Annotated in this window: 11 protein-coding genes; 8 read left to right on the forward strand and 3 right to left on the reverse strand. The window is 37.2% G+C overall.

The window, feature by feature from the left end:
* Positions 1-127 precede the first annotated feature (127 nt).
* The 5 genes from mbcS to C7Y47_RS10715 all read left to right on the forward strand — a co-directional run bounded on the left by mbcS (position 128) and on the right by C7Y47_RS10715 (position 5,671).
* Positions 128-1,717 carry an acyl-CoA synthetase MbcS gene (mbcS, locus tag C7Y47_RS10695; RefSeq protein ID WP_142508781.1) on the forward strand — a complete coding sequence of 530 codons (1,590 nt, stop codon included), beginning with the start codon at positions 128-130 and terminating at the stop codon, positions 1,715-1,717.
* 290 nt (positions 1,718-2,007) lie between these two features.
* On the forward strand, positions 2,008-3,021 hold the full coding sequence (sppA, locus tag C7Y47_RS10700) for a signal peptide peptidase SppA (RefSeq protein ID WP_132357210.1): 1,014 nt from the start codon (positions 2,008-2,010) through the stop codon (positions 3,019-3,021).
* A 12-nt stretch (positions 3,022-3,033) separates the two neighbouring features.
* Positions 3,034-3,651, forward strand: coding sequence for an RDD family protein (locus C7Y47_RS10705; protein WP_142508782.1), 618 nt, complete (start codon positions 3,034-3,036; stop codon positions 3,649-3,651).
* 497 nt (positions 3,652-4,148) lie between these two features.
* On the forward strand, positions 4,149-4,652 hold the full coding sequence (gene tpx, locus C7Y47_RS10710; protein ID WP_142508783.1) for a thiol peroxidase: 504 nt from the start codon (positions 4,149-4,151) through the stop codon (positions 4,650-4,652).
* Positions 4,653-4,741: 89 nt separating this feature from the next.
* Positions 4,742-5,671 carry a class I SAM-dependent methyltransferase gene (locus C7Y47_RS10715; protein ID WP_142508784.1) on the forward strand — a complete coding sequence of 310 codons (930 nt, stop codon included), beginning with the start codon at positions 4,742-4,744 and terminating at the stop codon, positions 5,669-5,671.
* A 447-nt stretch (positions 5,672-6,118) separates the two neighbouring features.
* Here the strand turns inward: C7Y47_RS10715 and C7Y47_RS10720 are convergent, their stop codons facing one another.
* Positions 6,119-6,568 carry a universal stress protein gene (locus tag C7Y47_RS10720; protein ID WP_049667487.1) on the reverse strand — a complete coding sequence of 150 codons (450 nt, stop codon included), beginning with the start codon at positions 6,566-6,568 and terminating at the stop codon, positions 6,119-6,121.
* 379 nt (positions 6,569-6,947) lie between these two features.
* Here C7Y47_RS10720 and ald point away from each other — a divergent pair, with 379 nt between their 5' ends.
* Positions 6,948-8,063, forward strand: a complete 1,116-nt coding sequence (ald, locus tag C7Y47_RS10725; protein WP_142508785.1) for an alanine dehydrogenase — start codon at positions 6,948-6,950, stop codon at positions 8,061-8,063.
* Positions 8,064-8,150: 87 nt separating this feature from the next.
* On the opposite strand, the gene C7Y47_RS10730 is transcribed toward ald, so the two are convergent.
* Positions 8,151-9,239, reverse strand: a complete 1,089-nt coding sequence (locus C7Y47_RS10730) for a M24 family metallopeptidase (protein WP_142508786.1) — start codon at positions 9,237-9,239, stop codon at positions 8,151-8,153.
* 228 nt (positions 9,240-9,467) lie between these two features.
* On the opposite strand from C7Y47_RS10730, the gene C7Y47_RS10735 reads away from it, so the two are divergent.
* Both C7Y47_RS10735 and C7Y47_RS10740 read left to right on the forward strand, forming a co-directional pair.
* Positions 9,468-10,151, forward strand: coding sequence for a metal-dependent hydrolase (locus C7Y47_RS10735; protein WP_142508787.1), 684 nt, complete (start codon positions 9,468-9,470; stop codon positions 10,149-10,151).
* A gap of 152 nt (positions 10,152-10,303) precedes the next feature.
* Positions 10,304-11,611 carry a DRTGG domain-containing protein gene (locus C7Y47_RS10740; RefSeq protein ID WP_142508788.1) on the forward strand — a complete coding sequence of 436 codons (1,308 nt, stop codon included), beginning with the start codon at positions 10,304-10,306 and terminating at the stop codon, positions 11,609-11,611.
* Positions 11,612-12,011: 400 nt separating this feature from the next.
* Here C7Y47_RS10740 and C7Y47_RS10745 read toward each other — a convergent pair whose 3' ends face one another.
* Positions 12,012-12,317 (reverse strand): YtpI family protein, encoded by a 306-nt coding sequence (locus C7Y47_RS10745; RefSeq protein ID WP_142508789.1) that lies wholly within the window; start codon positions 12,315-12,317, stop codon positions 12,012-12,014.
* Positions 12,318-12,357 lie beyond the last annotated feature (40 nt).

A 12,357-nucleotide genomic window follows, 5' to 3' on the forward strand; every position in this document is an offset into this window, starting at 1 on the left:
CCAATACGTGACTGATGCCATATTGTAGAGCATGATAGTTGTCACGACTTTAATGAATTGGAGTGAATTCCATTGAAAATGATAAAAATTGAGTTTTATAATGAGCGTACAAAAGGGGGCATTTGCCATGAAAAGAGAAGATTTAATCGCACCAGAATGGTATAACATTTCAGATGAAATTGAAAAATATGCACAGGATTCTACTAAAAATGCATTATTAGTTTATAACGAAGATGAGGAAATTCAATACTTAACATATCGAGCTTTACTTGAAAAGGCAAACCAGGCAGCACATGTATTTACATCTCAAGGTTTAAAAAAAGGTGATGTTATGTTGGTCATGGTGCCAAGATCAGTTGAAGCGTATATCGTTTATATTGCTGCCTTAAAGGCAGGCTTAACCATTATACCTAGCTCAGAAATGCTAAGAACGAAGGATATTGAATATCGAATCAATCATGCCGATGCAAAAGGCGTTGTTGCATTTGAACCTTATATTGAACAATTCGATAATGTGGGAAATTTACAAGAAATACAGCAGTTTGTCATTGGTCATGCACATGAACCTTGGCAGCCATTGCTTGAAAAAATGCAACATCAACCGACGACTTACATAAGTTCTACACCGACTAAGAGTACAGACATTGCATTTTTAGCTTATACGAGTGGTACAACAGGCAATCCAAAGGCAGCGGTTCATACACATAGCTGGGGTTATGCGCATTTGCGAACTACTGCACCAAATTGGTTAGGTGTACAAGAAGGTGACATTGTTTGGGCTACCGCAGCACCAGGTTGGCAAAAATGGATATGGAGTCCGTTCCTTGCTACTTTAGGAAGTGGAGCGACAGCATTTGTTTACAAAGGTCACTTCGATGCGGCAACCTACCTTTCATTGCTTGAGAAATTCAATATTAATATTCTGTGTTGCACACCGACCGAATACAGATTTATGGCAGGACTTGAAAATTTGCAAGACTTCAATTTAAGTACGATACGTCAGGCTGTGTCAGCCGGTGAACCTTTAAATAGTGAAGTGATAAAAGTATTTTCCGACGTCTTTAATGTACAAGTACGTGATGGTTATGGACAAACAGAGAATACATTACTTGTTGGAACAATGGTAGGGATGGAGGCTAGAATGGGCTCAATGGGCAGACCTACCCCAGGTAATACGGTTGAAATTATTAATGATTTTGGAAATCCTACTGTAATTGGAGAAGTAGGAGATATTGCTGTGCATTGTGAATCACCCGCGTTATTTAAGAAATATTTAAACGATCCAGAACGTACAAATTTACAATTCAGGGGCGAATGGTATATTACAGGAGATCGTGCATATAAAGATGAAGATGGCTATTTTTGGTTTGAAGGACGTGGAGATGATGTCATTATTTCGTCTGGTTATACGATAGGTCCATTTGAGGTAGAAGATGCGTTATTGAAGCATCCAGCAGTAAAAGAAACAGCCGTAGTTGCGAGTCCCGATGAAATTCGTGGAAATCTCGTGAAGGCATTTGTAGTGCTGACTGATGGAGTAGTGGGTGATGAAACGCTTATAAAAAAACTACAAAGCCATGTAAAAACTTTAACAGCTCCTTATAAATATCCTCGTGCTATTGAGTTTGTTACTGAGCTACCAAAGACTACATCAGGCAAAATTCGCCGTGTCGAATTACGTGAGCAAGAAAAAATCCAATATAGTAATCATCGTTAATTTCCTAGGAAATAATGTCGAAAATCAAAGTTCCTGCTTTTTTTATGAACTTTGATTTTTTTTTAATAGAAGATAATGTAGTATAGGTTGAATAAGCTGGATTGGTTAAATTTATTGCATAGTATTGGTTGGTTACTAAAAAATGGTATTTGTAAAATGTGTAATTAGTTTATAAGTGGATTGGAATGGTTAAAAGTATACCCCATGTTATGGTGCTAAGCATATTATTGCAATAAGAATGAAACAAATTTGGATATCAATCGTATAACGTTATGAGGAGGCGGAAAGATATGAATGGTAAAAGGTGGACCGCTTTAATAATTGCAGGTGTATTATTATTGTTTTCATTAGGGATCAACACAATTTTTGCAATTTTTAAATCGAATTTCTTTAGTAATTTTGATAGCTTGGTGGCGGGAAACGATTTAACTTTGATGGAAGAAGTTAAAGAAAGCGGCGAAATGGATAAACGTATTGCATACTTAAAGGTTGACGGTACGATTCAAGATGTTGGCTCAAGTACGTTTTGGGAACCAGTTTCTTATGATCATCAATTTTTCTTAGATCAATTAGAAAATATTTTAAATGATAAGACTGTGGAAGGTATCGTCTTAAGTGTTAATACACCAGGTGGCGGAGTAAAGGAATCAGCTGAAATCTATAAAAAACTCATGGAAATTAAAGAAGAGAGACAAATTCCAATCTATGTAACTATGGATTCGATGGCAGCTTCAGGTGGTTATTATATTTCAGCGCCTGCAGATAAAATATTTGCGCAACGTGATACAATTACAGGTTCGATTGGTGTCATTATGCAATCTATTAATTATCAGGCGTTAGCAGAAAAAGTTGGGATTAAATATGAAACGTTTAAATCTGGTGAACATAAAGATATGCTTAGCCCAATGCGTGAAGTAACACCGGAAGAGCGTGCTATGATGCAAGACATGATTAATGAAACTTATCAGGAATTCGTTCATATTGTGGCAAAAGGTCGTAATATGTCTGAAGCTAATGTGAAAAAAGTTGCCGATGGTCGAATTCTTAGTGGTAAGAAGGCTCTTGAGGCGGGCTTAGTAGATGAGATTGGCGATGAGGAAGCAGCAATTACTGCAATGCGTAAAGACTTTAGTTTAGAGGACGCAGAATTATTTGAGTATTCATATGAGACGGGTGGTTGGCCATCATATGTTGGGATGAAGATTGGATCAATGTTTGGCCCTTCAGCAGAGGAAAAAATGTTGATGAAAATTATGGCAGATTATAAAGCACCAAAAATGATGTACTTATATGGCGAAAACTAAGGAGGGAGTACAATGACAAACAATGATATTGTTATGCAAGGTTCACCCTCTATGGAGAATACGTTCCTAATAGATAAGCCAATTACGAATAAAAATTATGCGTTAAAAACGGCAGGCTTTTGGATACGTTTTTGGGCATTTTTATTAGATGGATTCGTTATTACAGCTATAGGTGGGATTCTCGTTAACCCAATTTTTTATTTAATGGATTGGTCATTATCTGAGTCTGTATGGTATGCACCGATTTCGATTATATCCGCTATTCTTTATTACAGTTATTTCGTATTAATGACGAAGTTTTTTGGGCAAACCTTAGGGAAAATGATATTTGGATTACGTGTTATGTCATTAAAGCATGATAAGCTTACTTGGTCAGATGTGTTATTCCGTGATTGGATAGGACGTATCATCAACAGCATTTTCATGCCACTTTATATTCTTGTAGGCATTTTACCAAACAATCAAGGTCTACATGATTTTTTCGCGGATACAACAGTCGTTCATGAAAAAGTTTATATTGAAAAAGATATTGTACAATCCTCTTTGCCAATCAAAGAGCAGAATACTGAATCTGTACCTCTAGAGGAAAAACCAGAACCTGAAAAGCTGGAAAAACATAACGAAGAATAATGGCTTGAGCTGTCTCATTACGGTGAGACAGCTTTTTATTTTTGTGAGGATAGAGGTGATTAATGGTTAGTTCATTGGAGAAAAGTCCCGAAAGTTGGGATGACATTTTATTTAATGTATACAATGAATAAAATTGATCTTCGTTCCGGCTGGGTGACTCCTTGGGGATTAGGTAATAGCGGAACGAAGACTAAATGTATCACGGTCTGTGATAACGCCTTCGTTATCAACATCCTGCTGCTGTCGCTTCGCTTTCGCGCAAAAAACATATGCTGCTCCAAGCTGCTCATCGCACACTATAAGGAAAGTGCTTAGTCAGAACGAAGATCAACCCTATTTTATGGTGATGAGCTTGGAAAATGGTGCAATCATAAGTAAGTATGGTAGAACAGGTTCGAAAAAAATCTTTCAAAACTATTTTGATGAGCTGTCTTAGTTGCAATTAATTCCCTCCATTTAGTAATATTATGTACATATGAAGATTAGGAGGCGTTTATATGGCACAAGTAACATTTAAAAATGGCCCAGTAACACTTGTAGGTAACGAAGTAAAAGTTGGAGACAAAGCACCAGACTTTACTGTATTAGCGAATGATCTATCACCTGTTACATTAAAAGATTCAGAGGGGAAAATTCGTTTATTTAGCGTTATACCATCATTAGATACTGGTGTTTGTGATGCACAAACACGTCGTTTTAATGAAGAAGCAGCAAATTTAGGTGACAATGTAGTTATTTATACGGTATCTGTTGACCTTCCATTTGCTCAAAAACGTTGGTGTGGTGCAGCGGGCATTGATGCTGTTCAAACAGTTTCGGATCATCGTGATCTTTCATTTGGTGAAGCATACGGTGTCTACATCCAAGAATTACGCCTTCTAACGCGTGCGGTGTTTGTTGTGGATGCAAATGACAAAGTGACATATGTGGAATATGTTCCTGAAGCAACAAACCATCCAAACTATGAAGCGGCAATTGCAGCTGTCAAAGCACTAGCATAATTTATTGATATTAGGCTAAGATATTACTAGACAAAGGGGCTGTGACAAGTTTTTGTCACGGCTCTTTTCTGCTTGAAAGGAAGTTGTGTATGGAAAATATCGAAAAGTTATTTGGTATGCTAAATGAACATGCTGAAAAGATAGAAAAAGAACATAATGTTACATTGCTAGAGGGGATTTTAGATGGTTTAGAGGCATGGTTAGATGGGGAAGTTAATTTTTCACAAGACGGTGCTACAAAGGAAGATGTGCGCAAAGCAATTCAAATTGCTGTTTTAAAGGGAATGCGAAAAGGTTCTCAGCCGAATCACCAAATGACACCTGATACTCTTGGATTATTAGTTGGTTATTTTGTGGAGCAACTATTTGCAGAGCGTCTAGAAACAGAAAAAATATCTATTTTAGATCCAGCAGTAGGTACAGGGAATTTACTATTAACAGTTATGAATTTATTAGACGGAAAAACAGAAGCTACAGGTGTAGAAGTTGATGAGCTACTTATTCGTATAGCTGCTGCTACAGCTGATTTGACAGAGCAACCCGTTTCCCTATTCCGTCAAGATGCTTTACAAGATTTATTAGTAAATCCTGCAGATGCTGTTGTTTGTGATTTACCGGTCGGGTATTATCCGAATGAAGAAGTCGCATTAGATTATGAACTATGTGCTTCAGAAGGAATGAGTTATGCACATCACTTATTTATTGAGCAGTCCATTAATTACACAAAGGATGGGGGCTACTTATTTTTCTTAGCACCAACCCATCTCTTCGAGTCTGAGCAGTCGAAACAACTGCATAAATACATTCAAAAGCATGCTTGGATTCAAGCGATTATTCAATTACCAGATACAATGTTCGCCAATAAAGCACTTGAAAAGAGCATTGTCATTTTGCAAAAGCAAGGTAAGGAATTCAATGCTCCAAAAGAAGTACTATTAGCAAAAGTACCAAACATGCAAAATAAACAAGCTCTTGCTATGTTCTTCGAAAAAGTGAAGATGTGGCAAGAAGGGAAATAAGTATAAAAGGTATCCAAAATAGGATACCTTTTAGTTTGCCGCTAAAATAAAATAGCTTTTACTTCGAGTCGTCGCAAAAACGAGAGGGGTGATTTTCGTTCCTCTATCGCTGATCCCCAAGGAGTCGCCCAGTCTTTACTCCAATCAACCAATGCACTGTGTACCTTCTAGCGTGTTACTTGATGATATAACGAAGCTTCAGCGAAGTGTAGAAAAACCCCGCTTAGCACTTTGGAAGGAGCGTCATAACTTTCCCGTTTTTCTCTATGGTGAGTCTTACCTAATAAATAATCAAATCTTTTAATATTATAGCTTCCGATGTCAATTCACTGCATGGTGTAGAACAATTGCCTTATTTAATAGGACACATTAATCTTAAAGTCATAAAGGTTTTTCAACAATAAGAAAAAGGTATCCAAAATTGGATACCTTTTATGTAAGACAAAATTAATTTTCAGGTGTACGGATTACAAGTACGTCACATTTAGCTGAGCGTACAATTGCTTCAGATACTGAACCGATTAGGAAGCGTTCTACTGCGTTTAGACCAGTTGCACCACAGATGATTAAGTCTGCGTCTACAATTTTAGAAAGCTCTTTTGTAATGATATTTTTTGGAGAGCCGTATTCAATTACAAGGTTAACATTTGTTAAGCCTTCTTCTTCAGCTTGTTTTTTGTAACCATTTAATAGCTCTTCAGAGAATGCTTGAGCACGCTCAGCAATTGAACGATCATATGCTTCGATTGCAGCGAATGAACGTGTGTCAATAACATTTACTAAATTTAATACAGCACCTTCGTTACGTTTTGCTACATCAATCGATTTACGGAAAGCGTATTCAGCTTCCTTAGAACCGTCTACTGCAACTACAATGCTTTTATATTTATTAGCCATTTGAATTACCTCCCTGATTTGTATATGTTGATTATACCAAATGATTTTCTAAAGGAAATACTTTCCGGAAGAAAAAATGTGAAGAAGTGAAGGCATTTACATGCACAAAAAAATAAAAATTACTATCAAAAAGCAATTTTTTTGTTACTTACGAGGCATTCTCCAGAAAATCTCTTATCGACGAGAATAACTAATTACCAATATATTAATTGGAATGTTTACTGTTGTTAGAATATTAGGAATTTTATCTATTATTATTTTAATTAAAGCATTTTTTGTTTATGTTTGGTAATATGGAAGTGCAAGGGGTGCATCAATACATCGAAGAGTATGTAACAAAATGTGCTTATTTTTTAGGTAATGGAAGGGGACAGGGAAGATGAAGATTGGTATTCCAAAAGAGATTAAAAACAATGAAAACCGTGTAGCTATGACACCAGCAGGGGTTGTTACATTAACGAATGCAGGCCATGAAGTGTACATTGAATCTGGAGCAGGTTTAGGCTCAAGCTTTACAGATACAGACTACGTTGCTGCAGGAGCTCATATTGTTGAGACAGCAAAAGAAGCATGGGCACAAGAAATGATTATGAAAGTAAAGGAACCCGTAGCATCAGAATACGATTACTTCTATGAAGGTCAAATCTTATTTACTTATTTACATTTAGCGCCAGAGCTTGAATTAACGCAGGCACTTTTAAATAAAAAAGTTGTAGGCATTGCTTATGAAACAGTGCAATTAGCAAATGGTTCCTTACCACTTTTAACACCAATGAGTGAAGTTGCTGGTAAAATGGCAACGCAAATTGGTGCACAATTCTTAGAGAAAAATCATGAAGGTAAAGGTATTTTACTAGGCGGCGTATCGGGTGTACCACGCGGTAAAGTTACAGTAATCGGTGGCGGTATAGCTGGAACAAATGCGGCGAAAATAGCTGTAGGAATGGGTGCTGATGTAACGGTTATTGATTTAAGCCCAGAGCGTTTACGTCAATTAGAAGATTTATTTGGCCGTGATGTTCAAACATTAATGTCGAATCCTTATAATATTGCAGAATCAGTGAAAAACTCAGATTTAGTAGTTGGGGCAGTTTTAATTCCTGGAGCTAAAGCACCAAAGCTTGTTTCTGAGGAAATGATTCAGTCAATGCAACCGGGTTCAGTAGTAGTCGATATTGCTATTGACCAAGGCGGAATTTTTGAGTCATCTGATCGAGTGACGACACATGATGATCCAACGTATGTAAAACACGGAGTTGTGCATTATGCAGTAGCAAATATGCCAGGAGCTGTACCACGTACATCAACAATTGCTTTAACAAATAATACAATTCCTTATGCGCTACAAATTGCGAATAAAGGTTACAGACAAGCATGTGTTGAAAATGCTGCACTGAAACTAGGTGTTAATACTGTAGATGGACATCTTGTTTACAAGGCTGTTGCAGATTCTCAAGGTTTGCCATATGTAAATGTTGATGAATTAATTCAATAAGTAACATAACAAAAGGAAGCACCATGTTTAATTATGAGTGCTTCCTTTTGTGTTGCATGTTGGTTGCTTCCTTTTCCTTAAATAAACTTACAGTACAATCAAATCTTTCGGGAATTTTGTAAGTATTTCTACGCCATTTTTTGTTACTACCACATCATCTTCAATGCGGACACCAGTCACATCGGATTTATAGATACCTGGTTCAATTGTGAAGACCATGCCTTCTTCCATAGTCATTTCATTAGCGCCTGTAACAGAAGGGAATTCATGTACAGAAATGCCGAGTCCATGGCCAAGTCGATGTGTGAAATATTCGCCATAGCCTGCGTCAGTAATAGTATCACGAGCGATTTTATCTAAATCCATTGCGCGAACACCTGGTTTTACAGTTGCGATTGCATTTGTGTTAGCAGCTAGTACTGTGTTGTAGATTTCCTTTTGTGCCTCACTAGGTTCACCAAAGGCAACCGTACGTGTAATGTCAGAACAATAACCGTCGTAAATTACGCCAAGGTCGAATAATATCATATCGCCTTTTTCTATTTTTCGAGCACCTGGTTTACCGTGTGGAGAGGCTGTTTTTGGACCGCTCAATACCATTGTTTCAAAGGACATCTTGCAGCCTTTATCCTGAATAGCGCTTTCTATCGCAGTTAAGATTTCCATTTCTGTTTTGCCTTCAGCAATTTCTTTACAGCCGATTTCAATAGCATAGTCAGCTAGTTCTGCAGCTTTACGTAATTTTTTTAATTCAGTTTCATCTTTAATTACTCGCATAGCATTGATTTTTTCGTCGAGACGAACAAAACTAGCCTGCGGGAATGATTGTTGTAGGGCTTCTAAACGCTCTACGATGAGCTGAGCTTTTTCAATAGCAAATGTTTGTGGGTTAACATTACGAGCTTTAATAGCTTGGGCAAGAACTTCCATTGAATTTTCAGTATCTTGATGACCGATGACCTCATAAGGCCAACCTGCATCCTTCGCATCTGGGATTTCCATTTTGGGGCAAATCAAAAAAGGTTCTGCCTCTTTAAAAATCATCACGCCAAGTAATCTCTCATGCGGATTACTTTTAAAGCCTGAAACGTAAAAAACATTATCAGGTGTCGTTACGAAAGCGGCATCAATTTGGTTTTGTTGTAAATAGTTTTGAATTTCTTCAACCTTTAACATACACAGTTCCTCCTCTTATTGCATTGAAAAAAACTTCAAGTGCTTAGCTAAATTTATAGCCTCCCCGGCATGGGGCTTCAACGAAATGAATAATTGTTTCCTACAAGGTATACCTGTTAGGAAAGTATCTATTATTCTCTGTACTAGCATATCAAAAAAAGGGAAAAATCGCATGGATAGCGAATAAAAATGATGTGGCACAATATGTACTGCTGGGAGGAAACTTATATGGAAATTAGTTATCATGGACATTCAGTTGTTAAAATTCAATCAAATGGGAAAACAATATTAATAGATCCATTCATTAACGGGAATGGGCTAACAGATTTAAAGGTTGCTGATGAGGCTCCGGATATTATTTTACTTACACATGGCCATAATGATCATGTCGGTGATACAGTGGAGCTTGCGAAGAAAAAAGATGCGCTTGTCATTGCACCGAATGAGCTAGCCAATTGGATTTCTTGGCAAGGAGTTAAAACGCATCCAATGCATATAGGGGGAGCTAAGGAATTTGATTTTGGTAAAGTGAAGTTTACTCAAGCGTTCCACGGTTCGTCATTTGTAACAGAAAATAATGAAATTATATATATGGGGATGCCTGCTGGAATTTTATTATTTATCGAAGACTTAACGATTTATCATGCAGGGGATACAGCTTTGTTTAGTGATATGAAATTAATTGGAGAACGCCATCCTATTGATATTGCATTTTTACCGATTGGTGACAATTTTACAATGGGCCCAGAGGATGCGGCTTGTGCAGTTTCATTTTTGAAGCCGAAAATTGTTGTACCAATTCATTACAATACATTCCCTCCAATCGAGCAGGATCCACAAATTTTTGCAGATTTAGTGCAAAATGCAGAGGTTCAAATTTTAAAAGTAGGTGAAAAAGTTAACTGTTTCTAATTAGTGACACTGCTGTACTATATGAGTTGGCACCACGTGCATAGTTGAAACGATGGGAAAAGTAAAACAAATTATCACTTTATATTAAATATTTTAATAAAAAATATGGTACACTAAGAGCAGAATTTGATGCTTGAGAAATAGGTGATATTTTGTCTACAAAACATGAGAGAATTTTACAATACATCGAATCATTACCCGTGGGTGATAAAATTTCAGTACGTCAAATTGCAAAGGAAATGCAGGTGAGTGAAGGAACGGCATACCGCGCCATTAAAGAAGCGGAAAATCGCCGTTTAGTAAGCTCTATTGAACGTGTTGGAACAATTCGTATTGAGAAGAAAAAGAAAGAAAATATTGAGCGATTAACCTTCGCTGAAATAGTTAACATTATAGACGGCCAAGTTTTAGGTGGAAAAACAGGTCTACATAAAACGTTAACGAAATTTGTTATTGGTGCCATGCAATTAGAAGATATGATGCGTTATACAGATGCTGGAAGCTTGCTCATCGTTGGTAACCGTATAAAAGCACATGAAAATGCGCTGCGAGCTGGTGCTGCTGTTTTAATTACAGGGGGCTTTGATACAACTGAGGAAAACAAGTTACTTGCAGATTCCTTGGACTTACCGATTATTTCAACAAGCTATGATACCTTTACCGTAGCAACAATGATTAACCGCGCAATTTATGACCAGCTAATCAAAAAAGATATTTTATTTATTGAAGATATTTTTGTGCCGATGACAGATACTTCTGTTCTTCGAAATGATGAAACAATTCATCATTTCCAAAAGCTAAATGAACGAACAACTCATGGTGCATTTCCCGTTGTTACAGCAAACAATAAGCTTGTTGGGATGATTACCGTAAAAGACGTTATTGGTCGAGAAGAAAACGAGCTAATTGATAAGGTTATGACAAAAAATCCGATTGCTGGATCGATGAAAATGAGCGTTGCCTCTGCAGGACATCGTATGATTTGGGAAGGGATTGACCTATTACCAATTGTTGATGATGACAATATTTTGCAAGGTGTGATTAGTCGACAAGATGTACTAAAAGCGCTTCAGCTTGCTCAAAGACAACCGCAGCATGGTGAAACGATTGATGATTTAGTGAAAAACGAGATGAAAGTACTTGGCGATGAAGAATTAATCGTAGATTTTAAAGTAACACCACAAATGACAAACCAATACGGTGCAATTTCTTATGGAGCATTCACAACTTTGTTAGCGGAAGTTGGCTCATTCGCATTAAAGCGCCGTAAACGTGGGGATGCAGTTGCCGAAAACATGACGATTTATTTCATCAAGCCTGTGCAAATGGAAAGTACACTTACTGTAAAGCCTCGAATATTAGATATGAGTCGTAAGTTTGTGAAAATGGACTTCGAAGTGTTTAATCAACAAATGCTTGTTGGGAAGGCTATGATGATGTTCCAACTACTGGAACGTTAAGTAAACACAAAAAGGGATGGTCTAGGGTAAATGCTAGACCATCCCTTTCACTTCTTTCAGCGGGTGTCACGGAATCGGAGGGGAGTTATTAGCCTATAACAGCTAACTGACCTGCATCGGTGCCGCTGCCTGCTGCGTTAGCACTACGCTTCGCACAAAAAACATCTGTAGCTGCCGCTACGCTTTCGCACAAAAAACATCTGTAGCTGCCGCTACGCTTTCGCACAAAAAACATCTGTAGCTGCCGCTACGCTTTCGCACAAAAAACATCTGTTGCTGCCGCTACGCTTTCGCACAAAAAACATCTGTTGCTGCCGCTACGCTTTCGCACAAAAAAATATATGCTGGCCTAAGCACAAAGCCGATTTCATACGCAATTATGCCGGTGCATAATGATTATTTATTGGTTAATTCGGTACTCCTCGTCAACAAATTGACCGTAATGACGAACCCTTTTAATATTTTCTATAACAACAAAGATGCCTAAAACGATAAGAATTGCTACAATAATAAATGTATATAACCCAGGGAATAAATAGGCTTGGTTTAAACCAAATAAAAGGATAAATGTACCGAAACTTACATTAGCTTTACTTTTGTACCAATTTTTAGCGATTGGTAATGAAGAACGAAACTGTTTTGTTTTAAAATAAAAATAAAAAACAAATGATATGATTATTGCAAATACAAATATTAAATTGAGCATAGTAAACCTCCTAGCATAACTAGTCATTATTGTAACGATA

The organism is Lysinibacillus sphaericus, from assembly GCF_006864135.1.
Classification (GTDB): domain Bacteria; phylum Bacillota; class Bacilli; order Bacillales_A; family Planococcaceae; genus Lysinibacillus.